19 protein-coding genes and 5 pseudogenes are annotated in these 18,969 nt (G+C 52.3%); 11 read left to right on the top strand and 13 right to left on the bottom strand.

The window, feature by feature from the left end; genetic code table 11:
* Positions 1–29: 29 nt before the first annotated feature.
* Positions 30–3,918: pseudogene (purL, locus tag DZ54_RS18525) on the bottom strand (phosphoribosylformylglycinamidine synthase).
* Positions 3,919–4,257: 339 nt separating this feature from the next.
* Here purL and mltF point away from each other — a divergent pair.
* Positions 4,258–5,934 carry a membrane-bound lytic murein transglycosylase MltF gene (gene mltF, locus DZ54_RS0102845; RefSeq protein ID WP_081721576.1) on the top strand — a complete coding sequence of 559 codons (1,677 nt, stop codon included), beginning with the start codon at positions 4,258–4,260 and terminating at the stop codon, positions 5,932–5,934.
* Between the two features lie 49 nt (positions 5,935–5,983).
* Here the strand turns inward: mltF and tadA are convergent.
* A pseudogene (gene tadA / locus DZ54_RS25780) lies at positions 5,984–6,472 on the bottom strand (tRNA adenosine(34) deaminase TadA); the annotation flags it as partial.
* A 119-nt stretch (positions 6,473–6,591) separates the two neighbouring features.
* Positions 6,592–8,106: an AbgT family transporter gene (locus DZ54_RS0102840; protein WP_051415878.1), complete on the bottom strand. Its 1,515-nt coding sequence runs from the start codon at positions 8,104–8,106 to the stop codon at positions 6,592–6,594.
* A gap of 450 nt (positions 8,107–8,556) precedes the next feature.
* Between DZ54_RS0102840 and DZ54_RS27665 the strand changes: the two genes are divergently transcribed.
* From DZ54_RS27665 to DZ54_RS27660, 8 genes and pseudogenes are all read left to right on the top strand, one after another.
* Positions 8,557–8,733: a hypothetical protein gene (locus tag DZ54_RS27665; RefSeq protein ID WP_240473898.1), complete on the top strand. Its 177-nt coding sequence runs from the start codon at positions 8,557–8,559 to the stop codon at positions 8,731–8,733.
* Positions 8,714–9,502 carry a phosphate/phosphite/phosphonate ABC transporter substrate-binding protein gene (gene phnD / locus DZ54_RS18520; RefSeq protein ID WP_240473897.1) on the top strand — a complete coding sequence of 263 codons (789 nt, stop codon included), beginning with the start codon at positions 8,714–8,716 and terminating at the stop codon, positions 9,500–9,502. Before DZ54_RS27665 ends, phnD begins: the two co-directional genes overlap by 20 nt.
* 10 nt (positions 9,503–9,512) lie before the next feature.
* Complete coding sequence (gene phnC / locus DZ54_RS0102830; RefSeq protein ID WP_025673034.1) at positions 9,513–10,334, top strand: phosphonate ABC transporter ATP-binding protein; 822 nt, start codon at positions 9,513–9,515, stop codon at positions 10,332–10,334.
* Positions 10,334–11,142 (top strand): annotated as a pseudogene (gene phnE / locus DZ54_RS18515) (phosphonate ABC transporter, permease protein PhnE). The gene phnC and the pseudogene phnE overlap by 1 nt, the downstream one beginning before the upstream one ends.
* Positions 11,139–11,801 (top strand): PhnE/PtxC family ABC transporter permease, encoded by a 663-nt coding sequence (locus tag DZ54_RS18510; RefSeq protein ID WP_240473896.1) that lies wholly within the window; start codon positions 11,139–11,141, stop codon positions 11,799–11,801. The pseudogene phnE and the gene DZ54_RS18510 overlap by 4 nt, the downstream one beginning before the upstream one ends.
* Positions 11,753–11,947: an ABC transporter permease family protein gene (locus DZ54_RS25770; RefSeq protein WP_240473895.1), complete on the top strand. Its 195-nt coding sequence runs from the start codon at positions 11,753–11,755 to the stop codon at positions 11,945–11,947. Before DZ54_RS18510 ends, DZ54_RS25770 begins: the two co-directional genes overlap by 49 nt.
* Positions 11,948–12,090: 143 nt before the next feature.
* On the top strand, positions 12,091–12,369 hold the full coding sequence (locus DZ54_RS0102815) for a type II toxin-antitoxin system RelE/ParE family toxin (RefSeq protein WP_025673033.1): 279 nt from the start codon (positions 12,091–12,093) through the stop codon (positions 12,367–12,369).
* Entirely contained in the window at positions 12,279–12,563 is a 285-nt protein-coding gene (locus tag DZ54_RS27660; RefSeq protein WP_476707450.1) for a HigA family addiction module antitoxin, read from the top strand. The genes DZ54_RS0102815 and DZ54_RS27660 overlap by 91 nt, the downstream gene beginning before the upstream one ends.
* A 433-nt stretch (positions 12,564–12,996) precedes the next feature.
* Here the strand turns inward: DZ54_RS27660 and DZ54_RS24640 are convergent, their stop codons facing one another.
* The 4 genes from DZ54_RS24640 to DZ54_RS25145 form a co-directional block, all read right to left on the bottom strand.
* Complete coding sequence (locus tag DZ54_RS24640) at positions 12,997–13,194, bottom strand: hypothetical protein (protein WP_128080440.1); 198 nt, start codon at positions 13,192–13,194, stop codon at positions 12,997–12,999.
* A 541-nt stretch (positions 13,195–13,735) separates the two neighbouring features.
* Positions 13,736–14,110, bottom strand: a complete 375-nt coding sequence (gene traJ, locus DZ54_RS0102800; RefSeq protein WP_025673031.1) for a conjugal transfer transcriptional regulator TraJ — start codon at positions 14,108–14,110, stop codon at positions 13,736–13,738.
* 11 nt (positions 14,111–14,121) lie between these two features.
* Positions 14,122–14,334, bottom strand: a complete 213-nt coding sequence (locus DZ54_RS0102795; RefSeq protein WP_025739070.1) for a type I toxin-antitoxin system ptaRNA1 family toxin — start codon at positions 14,332–14,334, stop codon at positions 14,122–14,124.
* 217 nt (positions 14,335–14,551) lie between these two features.
* Positions 14,552–14,713, bottom strand: coding sequence for a hypothetical protein (locus tag DZ54_RS25145; RefSeq protein ID WP_164831544.1), 162 nt, complete (start codon positions 14,711–14,713; stop codon positions 14,552–14,554).
* A 124-nt stretch (positions 14,714–14,837) separates the two neighbouring features.
* Between DZ54_RS25145 and DZ54_RS0102790 the strand changes: the two genes are divergently transcribed.
* Together DZ54_RS0102790 and DZ54_RS0102785 are read left to right on the top strand one after the other, a co-directional pair.
* Positions 14,838–15,428, top strand: a complete 591-nt coding sequence (locus DZ54_RS0102790) for a ComF family protein (RefSeq protein ID WP_025673029.1) — start codon at positions 14,838–14,840, stop codon at positions 15,426–15,428.
* Positions 15,429–15,431: 3 nt separating this feature from the next.
* Entirely contained in the window at positions 15,432–16,286 is an 855-nt protein-coding gene (locus tag DZ54_RS0102785) for a helix-turn-helix domain-containing protein (protein WP_025673028.1), read from the top strand.
* Between the two features lie 237 nt (positions 16,287–16,523).
* On the opposite strand, the pseudogene traJ (DZ54_RS25760) reads toward DZ54_RS0102785, so the two are convergent.
* The 6 genes and pseudogenes from traJ (DZ54_RS25760) to DZ54_RS0102760 all read right to left on the bottom strand — a co-directional run.
* A pseudogene (gene traJ / locus DZ54_RS25760) lies at positions 16,524–16,865 on the bottom strand (conjugal transfer transcriptional regulator TraJ).
* A 13-nt stretch (positions 16,866–16,878) separates the two neighbouring features.
* Positions 16,879–17,106 (bottom strand): type I toxin-antitoxin system ptaRNA1 family toxin, encoded by a 228-nt coding sequence (locus tag DZ54_RS0102775; protein ID WP_025673027.1) that lies wholly within the window; start codon positions 17,104–17,106, stop codon positions 16,879–16,881.
* Positions 17,107–17,174: 68 nt separating this feature from the next.
* A complete protein-coding gene (locus DZ54_RS0102770; protein WP_025673026.1) occupies positions 17,175–17,441 on the bottom strand; it encodes a hypothetical protein in 267 nt (88 codons plus the stop codon).
* Positions 17,442–17,453: 12 nt separating this feature from the next.
* On the bottom strand, positions 17,454–17,627 hold the full coding sequence (locus tag DZ54_RS27025) for a conjugal transfer protein TrbL (protein WP_338057020.1): 174 nt from the start codon (positions 17,625–17,627) through the stop codon (positions 17,454–17,456).
* A 660-nt stretch (positions 17,628–18,287) separates the two neighbouring features.
* Positions 18,288–18,617: pseudogene (locus DZ54_RS27020) on the bottom strand (type IV secretion system protein); the annotation flags it as partial.
* Between the two features lie 66 nt (positions 18,618–18,683).
* Positions 18,684–18,969, bottom strand: a 286-nt coding sequence (locus tag DZ54_RS0102760; protein ID WP_025673024.1) for an ATP-binding protein, incomplete at its 5' end; no start/stop codon positions are given.

The following is an 18,969-nucleotide window of genomic DNA, read 5'->3' as shown; positions in this document are numbered from 1 at the left end:
ACGGTTGGCGGCTTGAGTGGCATAGGGGTTTATCCCAGTGTCACCCGCGCGTTGCGGAACATACGCATCCAGGCACTGTCTTCGCCCCAGTCGTCTGGGTGCCAAGAGTTCGCCACAGTGCGGAATACCCGCTCAGGGTGAGGCATCATAATGGTCACGCGGCCCGAGTCGGTGGTTAATGCGGTTATCCCATTCGGTGAGCCATTCGGGTTGGCGGGATACGCTTGTGTCGGCTGTCCATGATTATCGGTGTAGCGCAGCGCCACGATTCCTGAGGCTTCAATTGCCGCCAGGTGCTCAGCGTCACGCACCTCGACGCGTCCTTCTCCATGCGATACGGCGATAGGCATCCGCGAACCGGCCATGCCCGCAAAGAAGGCAGACGAGCTGGATTGCACTTCCACCATGCTAAAGCGTGCTTCAAAACGCTCCGACTCGTTACGGACAAAGCGTGGCCAGTGAGCCGCCCCCGAGATCAGCTCACGCAAGTTCGAGAGCATCTGACAGCCATTACAGACTCCAAGTGCCAAGGTGTCTTCACGAGCAAAGAAGGCGCTAAATTGATCGTGAGCGCGGCGATTAAACAGAATCGATTTTGCCCAACCTTCGCCGGCCCCTAGCACATCCCCGTAGGAGAAGCCGCCACAGGCCACCAGCCCTTGGAAACCGTCCAAGCTGACACGCCCTGAGAGAATATCACTCATGTGGACATCCACGGCGTTAAACCCAGCGCGATCAAACGCTGCTGCCATTTCCACATGCGAGTTCACGCCTTGTTCACGCAAAATGGCCATAGACGGTTGTTGACCGGTGACAATATACGGCGCAGCAATATCTTCGTGGACATCAAAGCTCAGCGAGGCGTGCAAACCTGGGTCTGCGGCCTGTTTAGCGTCAAACTCTTGGCGCGCACAATCTGGGTTATCGCGACGCGCTTGCATCTGGTAGGTGGTTTCAGCCCAAATCTGACGTAGATGCTGACGACTTGCTTGATACACAGACGCTTGCCCGTGGCGCAGTACAATCTCATCACTGTCATTTAAACCACCAAGCACATGGCTGCATGCGGTCAACTGATGCTCCGCCAATACCGCGTTGACACGCTCGAGATCTTGATCGGCGACTTGGATCACCGCGCCCAGCTCTTCGTTAAACAACACCGACAAAGCATCGTCGCCTAAACTGGCAATATCGACATCAATGCCCGTGTGGCCAGCAAAGGCCATTTCTGCCAAGGTGACGAACAACCCGCCATCGGCACGGTCGTGATACGCCAGCAACTTTTGCTCCGCCACCAAAGTTTGCATCGCGTGGAAAAAGCCTTTGAGGCGCGCGCTGCTGGTGACATCGGCAGGCTTATCGCCCAATTGGTGATACACCTGTGCCAACGCGGTCCCGCCAAGACGCTGCGCCCCTTCACCGAGATCAACTGCAATCAGGTGGCTGTCGCCTTTATCGGTGCGCAGTTGTGGTGTGACCGTACGGCGTACATCTTCGACGCGGCCAAAAGCGGTGATGATCAGCGACATCGGCGCCGTCACGGTTTTGTTTTCACCCTCTTGCTGCCACTGGGTTTTCATCGACATCGAGTCTTTGCCCACCGGAATGGTCAGTGACAGCTCAGGACACAGTTCCTCACCCACGGCTTTTACCGCTTCGTACAAGCCAGCGTCTTCGCCCGGATGGCCGGCGGCGGACATCCAGTTGGCAGACAGCTTAATGTTGGTCAGGCTGCCAATATCGGCACAGGCGATATTGGTCAGTGCTTCACCGACCGCCATACGGGCCGAAGCGGCAAAATCGAGCAAGGCGGCTGGGGTGCGTTCCCCCATCGCCATCGCTTCGCCGTGGTAGCTGTCATAACTGGCCGCCGTCACCGCACAGTTCGCCACCGGCACTTGCCACGGGCCAACCATTTGATCACGCGCGACTAGCCCTGTCACCGAACGGTCACCGATGGTGATCAGGAAAGTTTTCTCCGCCACCGCTGGCAAGCGCAAGACACGCTCACAGGCTTCTGCTAGCTCAATGCCTTGGGTGTTCAGTGCAGTACCGGTCACTTGCTGACGCGTGACCTCTCGGTGCATTTTAGGCGCTTTACCCAGTAGAATATCCATCGGCATGTCGATGGGGGTATTATCGAAGTGGCTGTCATGGAGCGATAAATGACGCGCGTCGGTGGCGTCACCAAGCACTGCATAAGGCGCACGTTCACGCTTACACAGCGCTTCAAAACGCGGCATGTCTTCCGGTTTAACCGCTAAAACGTATCGCTCTTGTGACTCGTTACACCAAATGGCCAGTGGGCTCATGCCTGGTTCGTCATTGGGGATATCACGCAAATTAAAGCGCCCGCCGCGGCCGCCATCATCGACCAGCTCTGGCATCGCATTCGAAAGGCCGCCCGCGCCCACATCGTGGATAAAAGCAATCGGGTTATCATCACCAAGCTGCCAGCAACGGTCAATCACCTCCTGGCAGCGGCGCTCCATTTCTGGGTTCTCACGTTGTACTGAGGCAAAGTCCAAGTCTTCCGCTGACTGGCCTGATGCCATGGACGATGCAGCCCCGCCGCCAAGGCCGATGTTCATCGCCGGGCCACCTAACACAATCAGTTTGGCCCCCACTTCAATCTCGCTTTTTTGCACATGGCCGTCACGGATATTCCCCATTCCGCCTGCGAGCATGATCGGCTTGTGGTAGCCACGCACTTCCTCACCGGCATGCGAGGTCACCAACTGCTCATAGGTGCGGAAATAGCCTAGCAAGTTAGGACGGCCAAATTCGTTGTTAAACGCGGCGCCGCCCAACGGGCCTTCCAGCATGATATCGAGCGCGGTGGCAATGCGCTCTGGCTTGCCATAATCACGCTCCCACGGCTGAATAAAGCCCGGGATTTTTAAGTTAGAGACAGAAAAACCGACCAATCCCGCTTTGGGTTTACCCCCCACACCGGTCGCACCTTCATCACGAATTTCTCCACCTGAGCCTGTCGCCGCTCCGGGCCACGGAGAAATAGCCGTCGGGTGGTTATGGGTTTCAACCTTCATCAAGATGTGGGCGGGTTCATGGTGATACTGATAAGTGTGGCTGTCGGATGTGGGGAAAAAGCGCCCGACATTCGATCCTGTCATCACTGCTGCGTTATCCTTGTACGCAGAGAGGACGTTATCGGGTGTCTGCTCGTAGGTATTTTTGATCATTTTAAACAGCGACTTCGGCTGTTTTTCACCATCAATGGTCCAATCAGCGTTGAAGATTTTGTGCCGACAATGTTCAGAATTAGCCTGCGCAAACATCATCAATTCAATGTCGTTGGGGTTACGCCCCAGTTGGGTAAAGTTCTCGACCAGATAATCTATTTCATCGTCGGCCAGAGCCAGACCCAGGGCTTGGTTGGCCTCAACTAAGGCATCTCGGCCGCGAGCAAGAATATCCACACCGTGCATCGGCGCGGGCTTGGCTTGTTCGAACAATACATGGGCGGCTTCAAGCTCACTGAACACCGTTTCCATCATCCGATCGTGCAACACCCCGATTAAGGTCGCGTGTTGTTCATCACTTAAGGGCGCAGACAATTTGATATAGTAGGCTGTTCCGCGCTCCAAGCGTTTGACTGCCTCTAAGCCACAGTTATGGGCAATATCGGTCGCCTTTGACGACCAAGGCGACAAGGTACCGGGCCGGGGTAACGAGAAACAGCGTCCCTTCAGGCGCATGCGGTGGTAAGGTTGGTCCGTAAGTCAGCAGCTTTTCGAGCTTCTCGCGACTCATGCTATCTAAAGGGTGATGCAAATCGGCGAAATGAACAAACTCAGCATACAGTGTCGTGACCGGTAACTGATGCGCTTGGCAGCGAGTCAGCAGTTTATTGACACGAAACTCAGACAGTGCGGGGGAACCACGCAAAATATCCATGTGCGTACGTCTCTCGTTAGCGGTAAATGAAAGGGTATACCCAAATTGACGCATCCTGGCACGATAACTTGGGTATCACCACGCTCTTAACCGCAGTGCTATGAAAACGCAAAAACGCGTTTTCACTGGCCTTTTAAGCAAACGGCGACCATTATAGGGCAAAAGCGTTAGCGACAACACACCTGACGCAACCGTTTGCGCAAAAATTTTTCCCTCTATCCGTATCCATCCTATTCACGTAGAATGTCGTGTCTATCGATCATCGCTAGCACAATAACGCTGGCCAGCAACAGTGAGCGACAGCCTTTGACACAGCGTGACTTTTCTTTGAAATCATGGATGACTAGCCTTGTCGTGCTGGTGGTTAGTCTGGTATTAACCGGTTGTGATTGGCACTTCGACGATCGTACCGTGCTGGAAAAAATCCGCGACCGGGGCGTGCTGAGAGTCGGAACGCTCAACAACGAGCTCTCCTATTATATCGGCCCCGATGGTCCGACAGGGCTTGATTACGAGCTTGCATCCCGTTTTGCTGACAAGCTTGGCGTCAAACTGGAAATGGTGCCCACCTACACCCTATCCGGCCTCTTTCCAGCCCTTGAGCGCGGCGACGTCGATCTGATTGCTGCTGGCCTTACCATTACCGACCAACGCTTGTCACAATTTCGCCCTGGCCCCGCCTACTACTTTGTCAGCCAACAAGTGGTGTATAAAAAAGGTCATTGGCGCCCTCGTGATGTCGGCGATTTTAACCGCGAAGACGCTGTCATGGCGGTGGTTGAAGACTCAAGCCACGATCTCACCTTACAAAAACTGAAAAAAGATCATCCCGATTTAAGCTGGAAAGTCGTGCAAGATGCCGACGACGACGAGCTGCTCAAACAGGTTGCAGATGGCCAGATCGACGTTACTATTGCCGACTCGGTCGATATAGCCCTGACGCAACGTACCCAACCTGATATTGCCGTCGCCATGGCCCTCAGTGAAGATGAACCTGTGGCTTGGTTTATGAAAAAACAGGGCGACAGTAGCGCCTATGCGCTTATGGTCAACTTTTTCGGCGAGCTGAACCAAACCGGTGAATTGGCGATTTTGGAAGAAAAGTATTTTGGTCACGTGGATCAATTCGATTACGTCGATACTCGCGCGTTTTTACGGGCCATAGAAAGTAAATTGCCGCAGTGGGAGCCTCTTTTCAAAAAGCATGCGAACGACTTTGACTGGCGCCTGCTTGCCGCCTTGTCGTATCAGGAGTCACATTGGAATCCACGTGCCATTTCTCCCACAGGGGTACGCGGGATGATGATGCTCACTCTGCCAACTGCTAAATCCGTCGGCGTGCGCAACCGCCTGGATCCCGAGCAAAGCATAGAGGGAGGCTCACGCTACCTACAGCGCGTACTCGACCGTGTGCCTGACAGCGTCAATCAACACGAACGTATCTGGTTTGCCCTCGCCTCTTACAACATTGGCTTTGGTCATATGATGGATGCGCGGCGACTGACTGAAGCACAAGGTGCCGATCCCGACTCCTGGAGTGACGTAAAACAGCGTCTACCACTACTGGCCAAACGTCAGTATTACACGCAAAGCCGTTATGGTTATGCCAGAGGCTATGAAGCCCTGAGTTATGTCGAGAACATTCGTCGTTATTACCAAAGTATTCTAGGCTATGAGAAAGCGCATATAGAGTCACTAGATAGCCAACAAATCGAAGCGCTGGGGGGGCTACAAACCATCATCGCGCCTGAAGCATCGCCTGAGCAAACATCTGAACTAGTGCCGGACCCTGTGTCAGAGGGTCGGTGGAAAACGCAGTACCGCAGGCAGAAAAACAACCGCAATGAGGATAACATGGTTCCAAGAAAACGGCTGGTAAAACAAAGCTTTCGCAGAAATAACATGACATCTGCGAACCGGCGCAAGCGGATGCGCCAGAATATGCATAAGAAAGTGTTGTGGCGCCAACGCGCGTTTGCGATTCGTGAGTTTGCCGCGTTTGATGATGTGTTTTAGGACGCACGGCCTGTATCAGATGATGCGATAGTTTCCCCACGGGCTGCTTTTTTAGCGGCCTTTTTTCAGCACGACGCCGACGGAAAAAGGCTTGCAACTGATCGCGACATGCCGCTTCTAGTACCCCTCCCTGACACGCAACGTGATGATTGACGCCTTCATAACTGAGTAAGTTCATCACCGAGCCTGCCGCACCGGTTTTGGGATCCGGTGCGCCAAAATAGACTTTTCTGACACGGCCATGCACCATAGCCGCTGCACACATCGGACAGGGCTCAAGGGTCACATACAAATCCGCATCCAATAACCGATAATTACCCAGCACTTTCCCTGCCTGGCGTAAGGCTATAATCTCGGCATGTGCTGAGGCATCATGTTGAGTAATGGTGCGGTTCCATCCCATACCCACCACATCGCCTTGATAGACCACGACTGCCCCCACGGGCACTTCACCTTCTTGCTCTGCATTCTCGGCCAGCGTGATCGCCTGGCGCATATAAACGTCGTGAACCGTATCCGACGTTTGTGGTTCGTTCATTCCAACCTCAATTCATTGGCTATGCCATTAATGGTTAGTATACGACACAAATAAGCCGGCTCGAAGGCCGGCTTATATCTACATACATCGCGATAGACGATGAACACCCTATGTGGTAATTATTGCACCAGATATTGGTAGCTTGATTGAATACCCAATGGCAACCCGAATGCCCAGTACGCCAATAAAAATAGGGTCCAGCCCACCAGCATGGTCAATGAGTAGGGGATCATCATAGAAGCCACGGTGCCAATGCCAGTGGCTTTCACATAACGCTGACAGTAGACCACGACCAGAGGGAAGAAGACCATTAATGGCGAAATGATATTCGACACCGAGTCACCCACACGATACGCCGCTTGCGATAACTCAGGCGATATCCCGACCACCATCAACATCGGCACCAAAATCGGACCAATCAAGCCCCATTTGGCCGACGCCGAACCGATTAACAAGTTCACCATCGCGGTCAGCAAAATCATCCCCACAATGGTCATCTCACCCGGCAGGTTCATGGACTGTAATAGCTCCGCGCCATTAAGCGCCAGCAGCGTACCAATGTTTGATTGGGTGAATGCCGCCAAGAACTGGGCACAGAAAAACGCCATCACCATGTAAGCTCCCATGGTTGCCATGGTGTCAGACATCGATTTAATCACGTCTTGGCTGGTTTTAAAGGTGCCCGCAGTTTTGCCATAAACAATCCCTGGAATAATAAAGAGCACAAAAATGAGCGGCACGATCGATTGCATGATCGGTGCATCAAAGGCAGTGAGCTCTCCTGCCGGTGAGCGAAGCGGGGACGTTTCTGGCCAAGATGCCGCGACCAAGGCTGCAATCCCTGCCAGCATCGCCAGCCCAGCACGATTAAAAGCTTTGCCTTCAATCGTCGTAAATGAGCCCAGATCCGGAGCCTCTTCAGCATCTTCATCGATAGACATGCGATTAAGGCGCGGCTCGACAATTTTCTCGGTGACAAACCAGCCGAGTGCCACGATCAAGATCGACGACAATCCGGTAAAGTAGATGTTAGCCAGAGGGTTGACTTGATAGCCGTCATCCAACACGTGTGCGGCCGACTCGGTAAAGCCTGCCAATAATGGATCAATGCCAGAGGGAATAAAGTTGGCAGAAAAACCACCCGAGACCCCGGCAAACGCCGCCGCAATACCCGCCAGTGGATGACGGCCTGCGGCGTGGAAGATAATTCCGCCCAGTGGGATCACCAGCACATAGCCGGCATCTGCCGCGGTGTGGGAAACGATCGCCACCAAAATCAGCATCGGCGTAAGCGCTTGCTTAGGTGTCACACTCAGCATTTTCTTAAGGCCGGTGGTGATAAAGCCAGACTGATCGGCCACCCCCACACCTAACATCGCAACCAGTACAATCCCAAGCGGCGCAAATCCTGTAAAAGTGTCAACCATGCTGGTTAAAAAGTGGGCGAGCGCAGTGCCAGTAAGAAGGTTTTTGACTTGGACGGTATCACCGGTCAGCGGGTGAACAGAGTTAAATTCTATCTGCGACAGGAGAGCGGAAAGCACCCAAACGGTGATCAGCCCCCAGAAAAACAATAAGGCAGGATCTGGGATCCGATTACCCGCGCGCTCTATCATATTTAAAAACCGATCCATGCCGCGCGGTCGGTCAGCATCGGTTGATTGGCGAATGTGTTGGCTCACAGAGAACTCCGTTATTTTCGATGTTGTGTTTTGGCTTACCTGATCCAGCAGGTTTCAGTGACAATAAAATGACAAATGATCGTCAGTAAAGCAAAAATCAGCATAGTAAGCCACAATAAAGCCAGTTAACCAAATGTTAAATCATTTTTTAATGAGAAAAGCAGCACAAAAAACGGAAGCTTACAGAGGGCACTGAAACATTTAGAAACAAAAACATGATGGGTGGAAGATAGTGAAAGCGTTCATTAGTAATACAGGTTCAAACCCATGCTTTATGAGATATCTTTACGTGTAGAAGATCTGAAGGAAGACCGGATCAGTGGAGCGCTGTCATTAAGTTGTCACCGGCTCAACTTACGCTCGAATTAGTAAGTCCCCTTAATCGAATGGAGTCCAATGACAATGAAAAAGCTTCTCTTTATGGCAGGTATCGCCCTGCTTGCCCCTCTGGCAGCTCAGGCGTTCACCCTTGACGCACGTTATCAGGATAAAGACGGCGACCTGATCGCCGACATCCCGTCCGATAAGGCAAAGCAAATAGACCCTTCAACCCTGATTTTTGCCTTATACGCCGGTTGAAGATCCAGGGGTTTACCGTGAGGTCTGGTCCGAATTCCTGGTGCACCTATCAGAAGAGACGGGTAAAAAAGTCCAGTTTTTCCCGGTACAATCCAACGCCGCCCAGATCGAGGCCATGCGGGCAGGCCGCCTACATATTGCTGGATTTAATACTGGATCCAATCCGCTTGCGGTTGCCTGCGGTGGCTTCCGTTCTTTCACTATGATGGCGGCTGCCGACGGTTCTTTTGGCTACGAGATGGAAATCATCACCCACCCCGACTCCGGCATTGAACAAGTGGAAGACATCCGCGATGGTGAGATGGCCTTTACTTCCCAGACCTCCAATTCCGGTTTCAAGGCACCCTCGGCGATATTGAAAGCCGATTATGGCATGGTGCCCGGAGAAGATTTCAAGCCGGTATTTTCCGGAAAGCATGACAATTCCATTTTGGGCGTGGCCAACCAAGATTATCCAGCCGCCGCCATTGCCAATTCAGTCCTTGCCCGCATGCTGAACCGCGATGTGATTAGCGAGGATCAGATCAAATCCATTTACAAGTCCCAGACTTTCCCCACCACAGCTTACGGCCTAGCACATAACCTGAAACCAGCGTTGCAGCAAAAAATCAAAGACGCCTTCTTCTCTTTTGACTGGGAAGGTACAGCCCTGGAGGAGGAGTTTTCCAAATCTGGCGAGGGACAGTTCATCCCGATTACGTTTAAAGAACACTGGGAAGTGATCCGTAAAATCGATGCCGCCAACGGCGTTCAATACAACTGCGAGTAAGAGGTGACTCTTGAACGTACTTAAACTGGATAAATTATCAAAAACCTACACCACGGGCGATATGGCCCTACGGGAAGTTAGTTTCGAGGTGCCTGCTGGACAGGTCCTCGGTTTGATCGGCCCCTCTGGCGCGGGTAAATCCACCCTAATCCGATGTATTAACCGACTGGTCGAGCCTTCTGGAGGGACCATTTTACTGGGCGAAACAGACCTTGTTCACCTGCAAGGCAGCGCCTTACGCCGAGCCCGCCGACGGATTGGCATGATATTCCAGGAATACGCTTTGGTCGAACGACTGACGGTAATGGAAAACGTGCTGTCCGGGCGCTTGGGCTATGTTTCAGTTTGGCGATCGTTTTTTCGCCGCTACGCCGCAAAAGATGTCACGCAAGCATTTTCCTTATTAGAACAGGTGGGGCTGTCAGATCATTACAACAAACGAGCCGATGGACTGTCCGGCGGCCAACGGCAGCGAGTTGGCATTGCTCGGGCTCTCGAGCAGGCTCCAGAGTTGTTACTAGTAGACGAACCCACCGCCTCGCTGGATCCTAAAACCTCCCGCCAGATCATGCGACTGATCGGCGATGCCTGTCGGGAGCGGGGTCTACCCGCCGTTATCAATATTCACGATGTGATGCTAGCGCAGCAGTTCACTGACAGGATTATCGGTCTGCGAGCGGGCGAAGTGGTGTTCGACGGCTCGCCGGATGCCCTTACCAACGAAGTGCTCACCCGTATCTACGGCGACGAGGACTGGACCGCCATGCGTGGCGAGGATGCAACCGACGAAAGCGCTCACACATCGGCGTTGGATCTCATGGAGGAGGTTTGATGCAAACGCAGCCACCTTACCCAACCACTTGGAAGCGCCCCCCCGTACTGTTCACCCACACTGGTTGGCGACGGGCTATCTACGCAGGAGCCTGATCTATCTTGTGCTGGCCATGCTCAGCATTGAGATCGACTGGCAGCGCGTATCTCTGGGCCTAGTTCAAGGCTGGAAATTTATCGAAGGTTTCTTGCAGCCGGATTTCACCAGCCGTTGGTACGATATTCGGGCCGGGCTGATTGAAAGCCTGACCATGACTGTGACGTCGACCGTTGCCGGCGTGCTGATGTCGGTTCCTATCGGCATAGGCGCCGCCCGTAATCTAGCTCCTGTGCCTGTCTATCTTGTCTGTCGGGGTATTATTACCCTGTCTCGTTCTTTTCAAGAAATTATTATCGCCATCTTGCTCGTGGCCATGTTCGGCTTTGGTCCTTTTGCCGGTTTTTTGACCCTGGCTTTCGCCAGCATCGGCTTTATTTCCAAGTTGTTGGCCGAGGATATCGAAGCCTGCGACGGCAGTCAGATTGAAGCCATTCGCGCCACTGGTGCCAGCTGGTGGCAAGTGGTCAATTACGCGGTACAGCCCCAGGTGATGCCGAGGCTAGTAGGACTTTCTCTGTACCGACTGGACATCAATTTTCGAGAGTCAGCGGTGATCGGCATTGTTGGCGCAGGGGGCATCGGCGCCACCCTAAATACCGCTATTGACCGATACGAATACGATTCGGCAGGAGCTATTCTTATTATCGTCATCGCGATTGTGCTGATGGTGGAATATTCATCGTCCTATATCCGTAGGTGGTTCCAATGACAACACACTCTACTCCACATATTTGGCCATTCCGCTCCCGTCAGCAGACGCTACTGCTTTGGCTGGGCTGGTTTTCACTCATTGCTTTGACGGTGTTTTGCTGGAAATTGATGAACGAAAATACCATCTGGGCGTTTGTCAGTGATGCACCGGATCAAGCCGCAGATATCGGCGGGCGTATGTTTCCGCCGGCCTGGAGTTACATTGACCAACTCTGGAAACCGCTGTGGGACACCCTCAACATCGCCACTCTCGGCACATTGATCGGAGTGAGCCTCGCGGTACCGGTGGCTTTTCTGGCAGCCAATAATACCACTCCCAGTCGACGGTTTGTGAGGCCGCTAGCACTGATGCTGATCGTTGCCTCCCGATCCATCAACTCGTTGATCTGGGCGCTGCTACTGGTCGCCGTAATCGGCCCTGGCCTGCTCGCGGGCGTGATCGCCATTGGCCTGCGCTCCATCGGTTTTATCGCTAAGTTGTTGTATGAGGCCATTGAAGAAATTGACATCAATCAGGTAGAGGCTATACGGGCACCGGTGCCAGCAGTGCCCAGATCATCGACTGCGCCATTGTACCGCAGATATTACCCGCCTTCTGGGGCATCAGCGTGTTTCGCTGGGACATCAACATCCGTGAATCCACCATTCTCGGTCTAGTCGGTGCCGGCGGACTAGGTATACAGCTCAGCGCCTCATTGGCAACACTCGCCTGGAATCAGGTCGCGATGATCTTCGTGGTGATATTAGCAACAGTGCTGGTGTCAGAATGGGTGTCTGCCAAAGTGCGTCAGGCGGTAATCTGAGACCAACGCGCTAACGATAACTCAGGTAATATTCTTCATGATTACCCTCCTGTTTTCGGAATACAGTGTCATCCACAGAAGCAGAAACCCGTTATGATAGCTCTCACTTGTAAAGTGTAGCGTTACGAGATACACTAAAACCCATGATCACAGGATTCCAACATAAAGGGCTTGAAGCCTTCTACAAGACTGGGACGACCCGAGGCATTCAGGCGGCACATGCGGCCAAACTAAGTCGTATCCTGGCGTTACTGGACGTTGCCGCTGGACCAGACGACCTCAACATGCCTTCGTTCAGATTACACCAGTTGAAAGGTGAGCTGAACGGGTACTGGTCAATTCGGGTAAACGGCAACTGGCGTGTGACCTTTCGGTTCATTGGAGTGGATGTCGAATTGGTCAATTACGTCGATTACCACTAGGGAGAATAAACCATGATGATGAACCTCCGCACCCTGGCGAATTGCTGCGCGAAGACGTTATTGCTGAGCTGGGCCTGTCTGTTAAGGAAACAGCCGAGCGACTGGGCATGTCCCGTGTAGCTCTGTCCCGTGTACTGAACGGCCGAGCAGCGATCAGCCTGACCTTGCGCTTCGCCTGGAAATGGCAGGAGTGAGCACGGCCCGAGCCTGGCTCGCCATGCAGGTGAACTATGATCTAGCTCAAGCCAGGCAGCACCCGCAACCACCGATCAAAGCGTTACAAGCAGCTGGTTGATACCTTAACTCAGCGTGATAAAGAAACCGCCTCACTTGGGGCGGTTTTCATGTTAATTGGGATACAGCTTTGCTATCCGGCCAGAACTGTCACGACCTTGTACCTGGCTCACACGCGGGTATCAGGGAGTGTTTTAAGGTGTAGATATTGCTCATTGATGCGTTCGGCAACCTCTTTATTTCGGCTATCGCTGCTTGCAAGCAGCTCAGCAACAGCCAGTAATGCTTTGGTATTGATATCCAGCGTCGGATGTTAAAGGGATGTCTCGCCAATCATCCGGAGCAACTAATTTTAACCCACCGAGCTTTGGCCTGAGTACCGTACGATAGTGTTCAATCCAGATATGATAAAGGGCCTCTTTCTTTCTCCAGAATGCGACGAGTACTACCCAGACTGACAAGCTTTTCAGCCTCCAGGTATTTAAATCCCTTACTCACCATACCTAATGAAATATTTTCCATCTCAGCTATTGCTCGAAATGGTAGATGTAACACATCCTCTTGAACCAACAAAGCAAACAGCAGCTTCATAAAACCTAGCCTCGGCTTTGCCGGCTGTGGAATTGCTAGGTGGTTTTTAGCGCTATTTTTCCCCTCAATCCATAGATTCAGCCCGCTATAACTCACACGAGCGTTACCGGCCTCATCAATAAAATTGATCGCGTTCTTGGTGACAAAAATACGGCGAAATGAGCCGTTAGTCTATTGCACACCAACAGAGTGTCTGAGCGAGCAGCGCCTAGCAATTCTGATAGGCTATCTTTACGATGTATACGCTTTATTTCAGCGCTAAACAGGTACCGTTGGCCGTGCACTGTTGAATTCTGCAAGATGAGCGGAGAGTTTGAATGAAGCAGGCACCAGTTAACATAACGCGTAACTGACACTACGTGATTACTATGCACAAGCTGGCGAAGCATTGCCAACGTGAAAGCGATGAACAAAGTTATAAGACTCGGTATGCCTGTTAGTTACCGAGTTGATTGATGGGAGGATATGATGGAGTCTTCAGCTTGGGCAAAGGAAGAACTGGCCCGCCGACGTAAAATAAGGGGGACCGAACATAACCTTGTTATGGCTCGGACCTCGGCATAACAATTTTGGTCATGACCTTTCCCATTTCCTCCTGCGTCGCCTCAATCTTGCTAAGAACAGCAAGGATTGTTGCCTGGCCGAATTGCGCAGTTCGCACGTCATCGGTCAGCCATAGCTTCAATAAGCCACCCAAACGGCCAAGATAGCCGTTGATTCGAGCCAACTCCCGGACCTGCTCACAATCGACCACACCCTTGATCTTGTAGCCCTGGCCAACCTCACGCAGATAACGCGCAGCGCTCATTCCTGCTCGCTTTGCTTGCGCATCGATATGTTCTTTTTCCTCGGGCAAGCAGTACACCTTGATAGGTGTACTATTCTTCCTCGTTATTCGTTTTGTCTTATCGTTCATCACCTTTTGCCTTAGTTCCTTGTCGCCTGCCGGATAGCTGTTAACGCCAGCTCGAAGTCCTCCGGCGTCACTCGGCCAGTTTCAGCCTGGTAGTAAAGGATCGTGAACATATTAGCGACCGCCTCCGCGACGGGCAAAATCTGCCGGGCGGTTTCCTGGTCGATGAACTCCAGGGCGGCCAACCTGTTTTGGAACACCGCCATTTTGTCGGCTATGGCTTTCATCTTCGGGCCGAGTCTGGTGTTGTGCAGCAATAACGACAAAAGTGATAACTAACATGATCATAAAAAAATGCCAGTCAGAAAACTGACTGGCATTGTTGTTAGTTGGCAAAGCTTAATTCGATATCTAGCGAGTCCTATTCCCACTCTATTATCAACAATAAATAAATTCCCTTTAATTACAGAATATTACATTATCTAAACTCTTAAATACCATTATCTATACCATATTCAGTTTTTTTTCTGTTTTTCGGCTCTCCGCCGCTTCAGCTCTGCCCGCGCCAGGTCGACGCCTCGGCATATCCCGGCGCAGCTCGGCCAGTTCACCGGGAGTCAGTCGGCGCACAGCAGGGCCGGTGTCCCGGTTTCGTTCCTCATTCATGCTATGCCCTTGGTTATGGTCGCTTAAGCGATTACACTTGAAGAATTATACAATATTTTGTATGCTCAAGCCATGGTATCTGGATTTCCCCGGAAACACAAAAACACCCGAAGGAGCGCCAAGCATGCAAATCCAGGTTAAGAAACTCGAAGGAAGCTGGGACCTTGGCTATGCCCTGCATAAGCACACTCTTACGAGTACCTACCTCGGGGATGATGAATACGGACACCCTCGGTTTGACACTACACGGTCTGAACCAGGTGAAGCCCTATACCAGCTCAAATACCGGAGTGATTGGGACCAGGTCGCACCAATCGCAGCGCAGTTGCAAACCACGCTGCTGCCATTGTTCGAGAAAGTCGGTTTGATCATTCCTATGCCAGCCTCAACCATACGTGCTCGGCAACCGGTTGATGAACTTGCTGCGGAGCTAGGTCGAATTACCGGCATCCCAGTGTTCGGCAATATTGTTGTGAAATCTCCCCCGCCGGAGGGAAGCCCGCAACTAAAAAATCTACACAGTCGCGAGGAAAAGGACGCGGCATTGCAGGGTAGGTTCAGTATTATCCCAAGCATCACCAATGATGGTTGCTGGAATGCACTCTTGCTAGATGACTTATTTGACACCGGCGCAACCATGGATGCGGTCTGTAAAGCCTTGCGGACATACAACAAAATTAATCGCATCTATGCCGCCTCGATAACGTGGAAGTGACCCATGACAACAGTATTTATTGCCGGTTCGATCTCCATCAGTCGCTTGCATGAAAAGGTGCAAGAGAGAATCCATAAAGTTGTATCGTCTGACTTTAACGTTGTTGTCGGCGATGCAGATGGAGCCGATACCTCCATACAAGAATGTCTATACAACTTCCAAGCCAATAAGGTGACAGTTTACTGCACAGGGGATGCCCCACGTAACAACGTTGCTGATTGGCCCGTTCATAAAGTCCATTCAAAAGCGAAAGCAGGTAGTCGAGCTTATTTCACAGCCAAAGATCTAGAAATGGCCCGAAGCAGTGATTACGGCCTAATGATTTGGGATTGCAAAAGCACAGGGACTCTAAGCAATGTTATCGAGCTTCTTCGTGAGAAGAAGAAGTCTTTGGTATTTGTAAATAAAAACAAGGACTTTGTGACCATTTCTGATAAGTCTGGACTCGACCACCTTCTTACATTCATGTCTGCCCATGCACGCGCGAAGGCCGAAGGAAAGATTAATCTTTCAGAAAAAATATCAAGCCTTTCCCAAGAACAATTGTCCCTTGATGTTGCTGATGCGGAAACGTCACCAGTCATAAAGACTGAGTTGGAAGATCAAGATACCATCGAAAAAAACTCTGCTTACAATGAGAGCATAAAGCTACGTGCAGCGCTCATGTCCGCTCTAAAGGAACACATTACTCGCACCCACCTAAGCCAGTCACAGGCCGCCAAGGTTTTCGGCGTGACACAACCCCGCATTTCAGACCTCACAAGGGGAAAAGTTGATCTGTTCGGCCTCGATGCGCTTGTTAACATGGCTGCAACGGCAGGCCTCCGGGTCGAAATGCAAATACGTGAGACAGCGTGATGGAACGTCAGAAAAATCAAATATCAGCGCTGAAAAGTGCTATAGCAGCTGGGGAGCGAAGCGGGGAAAGCAACCTGTCTCTGCATGAGATCGCGGCCCAAGTAAAAAAATCCAGAGAAGGTGGTAATAATCGGAAATCCCCGAAACAGGGGGTAGATAGCCACACCCTGCATTCGCAACTGGCTCCGGCTATCTGTGTTCAGGGTCACGGTTCAGACCTCGGCATAACAATCTTGGTCATGACCTTACCCATTTCCTCCTGCGTCGCCTCGATCTTACTGAGAACAGCAGGATTGTTGACTGGCCGAACTGGGCAGTTCGCACGTCATCGGTCAGCCATAGCTTCAATAGGCCGCCCAAGCGGCCAAGGTCGCCGTTGATTCGAGCCAACTCCCGAACCTGCTCATAATCCACCACACCTGAGATGTGATATCCCTGCCCGACCTCCCGCAGCTAACGCGCTGCACTCATACCGGCCCGCTTCGCTTGCGCTTCGATTTGTTCCTTTTCCTCGGGCAGGCAGTACACTTTGATAGGTGTACTGCCCTTCCTCGTTACTCGTTCTGTCTTATCGTTCATCATATCGTTTGTCTTAATTCCCTGTCGCCTGCCGGATGGTGGCTAAAGCCTCCTGGAAGTCCTCCGGCGTCGCTCGGCCAGTTTCAGCCTGGTAGTAAAGGATCGTGAACATATTGGCGACCGCCTCCGCGACGGGCGAAATCTGCTGGGCGGTTTCCTGGTCGATGAACTCCATGGCGGCCAGCTTGGTTGCTGCCTGATGAATTGCTTGCTGGACTTCGATATTATGCGTGGTTGTCATGTGTCACCTCTCTGACAGGTGGTATGTGAAAATGCGGGCCGGTGCACCATCACCGGCCCGTGTGCTTTCTATAAGCCGGTATTGGAAAACCCGGCCACTTCTGAAAACGGGGTTTTCCCGGTTCCAGCCCCTGAGTCATTGCTGATGCGTGTGCTGCTCGATGCCTCCACTCGGCCAGTAGGGTCCGGGCGATTCACAAAGGCCGCAATCTCCGCGTCGGTGTCTTTCTCTTCCTCGGTCGATGGTTCGACAACCGGCACAAAATCGGCTTCTGTGCGGTGTTCCTGGTCTTTGTCGAGCATATCCATGGCAGCCATGAAATTACGTTCTTTCATCGTCTTATCTCCTTACGTATCTTGCCGATCGCGGTTCACAAAGCTGGCAACCTCTTCATTACGTTCCTGCTGGCGTTCCTGGGCATACGAAACGTAGTCCCCGACGTCGAAGGTGTGCTTTTCCGGGTCGCGTGCTTGCCACTCAGCGTGTGATTGGCGGGCCTTGTCCTGGTCCTCGCTGGACAGAGCATCAAAGCCGCCTGTTTGGTTTACCCAACCGCCGCCGTTGCCACCGCTTAAGCTATCGCTGTCGAAAGATGCGGTATCACTCACCTGATCAGCTCTACCAGCATCGTTATCACTCTTTGGCTCCATGCTTTCACGAATCGAGGATGCCAGGCGTCCGCCGGCGGTCTGATTAGCCTTGTCCTGAAAACTTCCGGCCATCTTTGCCCCGACCCCTTTAGCAAGCTCGCCAGCCGTTCCGGCTGCTAGAGAAGCTGCCCGACCAAACCCACCGCCAGAGCTGGAACCGCCCGCTCCGGAAAAACCTGCTGCCTGGGCAAATGGCGTATCACCTTTGCTCGCGTTATCGCTGCCAGTGGTGCTACCACCCCAGCTCTCGCCGGTATCACTAGAGCTACCGCCGAAGCTCGGCATGTCTCCACCGGCCATACTGGATTGCGCCTTTTGAAAGGCTGCTTTTACAGCACTAGCTCCACCGGCCATGTTAGTCGCCCCGGACATTGCAGCGCTTCCAAGCGCAGCACCACCCGATGCAACGGCTGCACCGGCACCGACAGCACCACCAATCAAGGCCCCTGCACTGAATGAACTACCAGCGCTCGCAGCAGCACCACCGCCAGGGATCAAGCCTGCAACCACGTTTGGTACGGAGTTAACGAGAATAACCATGACAAGGGACACAACGAAAATGACCAACAATTCGTCCATGGGCGCACCTTCTGAAAGGTCGGAGTGATAACCATCGATAATAGAAACAGCGATCCCAACCAGCAGTGTCATTGTCATGATTTTGAGTGCTATACCGGCCACACTCCGGAAATAGTTGACGGCAATGTCAGAGGTCCAGCGCGAGCCACCGAAGCCCAAGACAAAGATTCCCGCGTAAGCAATAATCCATGCCGTAACTAGGGCAAGAAGAACGTTGGCCGCGACAATGGCCATGCATGCCAATATGGCAAGCGTGGTCAGGAATATGGACAAGTTGTCCATAGGTATAGAGCGTCAATTATCTTGGCCGGTTTTCCGTCAATTATCCTGGCCGGTTGATACTGATTTCTAACTACCTTCTCTCATTGCCATTTTGCGTCGGTAGCTTTCACCTTCACAGTGAAGAATGATCGCATGATGCACCAGCCGATCGATGGCAGCGATGGTCATTGTTGAGTCGTCGAACAGCTCATCCCATTGCTCGAACGACTTATTTGAAGTGATGATCATGCTATGTCTTTCATATCGATGAGCGATAAGCTCGAACAGCACACTGGTTTCCTGCTCCGTTTTGCGAACGTAACCCACGTCATCAACGATAAGCAGGTTGTATTTATCCAGCTTCAGCAGCTCA

Origin of the sequence: Salinivibrio socompensis S35 (assembly GCF_000513715.1) — a bacterium.
Classification (GTDB): domain Bacteria; phylum Pseudomonadota; class Gammaproteobacteria; order Enterobacterales; family Vibrionaceae; genus Salinivibrio; species Salinivibrio socompensis.
Note: the sequence above shows the minus strand (reverse complement) of the source record. Positions and strands in the feature narration are given on the sequence as shown.

Bases quoted from the DNA above. Each gene is read 5' to 3' on its own strand.
- DZ54_RS0102790 (WP_025673029.1), top strand. From the start codon at position 14,838: ATGCAAATCCAGGTTAAGAAACTCGAAGGAAGCTGGGACCTTGGCTAT.
- DZ54_RS0102770 (WP_025673026.1), bottom strand. From the start codon at position 17,441: ATGAAAGAACGTAATTTCATGGCTGCCATGGATATGCTCGACAAAGAC.
- mltF (WP_081721576.1), top strand. From the start codon at position 4,258: ATGACTAGCCTTGTCGTGCTGGTGGTTAGTCTGGTATTAACCGGTTGT.
- DZ54_RS0102795 (WP_025739070.1), bottom strand. From the start codon at position 14,334: ATGAAAGCCATAGCCGACAAAATGGCGGTGTTCCAAAACAGGTTGGCC.
- DZ54_RS18510 (WP_240473896.1), top strand. From the start codon at position 11,139: ATGACAACACACTCTACTCCACATATTTGGCCATTCCGCTCCCGTCAG.
- traJ (WP_025673031.1), bottom strand. From the start codon at position 14,110: ATGAACGATAAGACAAAACGAATAACGAGGAAGAATAGTACACCTATC.
- DZ54_RS25145 (WP_164831544.1), bottom strand. From the start codon at position 14,713: ATGAATGAGGAACGAAACCGGGACACCGGCCCTGCTGTGCGCCGACTG.
- DZ54_RS0102815 (WP_025673033.1), top strand. From the start codon at position 12,091: ATGATCACAGGATTCCAACATAAAGGGCTTGAAGCCTTCTACAAGACT.
- DZ54_RS27665 (WP_240473898.1), top strand. From the start codon at position 8,557: ATGAAAAAGCTTCTCTTTATGGCAGGTATCGCCCTGCTTGCCCCTCTG.
- DZ54_RS0102775 (WP_025673027.1), bottom strand. From the start codon at position 17,106: ATGACAACCACGCATAATATCGAAGTCCAGCAAGCAATTCATCAGGCA.
- DZ54_RS0102785 (WP_025673028.1), top strand. From the start codon at position 15,432: ATGACAACAGTATTTATTGCCGGTTCGATCTCCATCAGTCGCTTGCAT.
- DZ54_RS24640 (WP_128080440.1), bottom strand. From the start codon at position 13,194: ATGAAGCTGCTGTTTGCTTTGTTGGTTCAAGAGGATGTGTTACATCTA.
- DZ54_RS0102840 (WP_051415878.1), bottom strand. From the start codon at position 8,106: ATGGATCGGTTTTTAAATATGATAGAGCGCGCGGGTAATCGGATCCCA.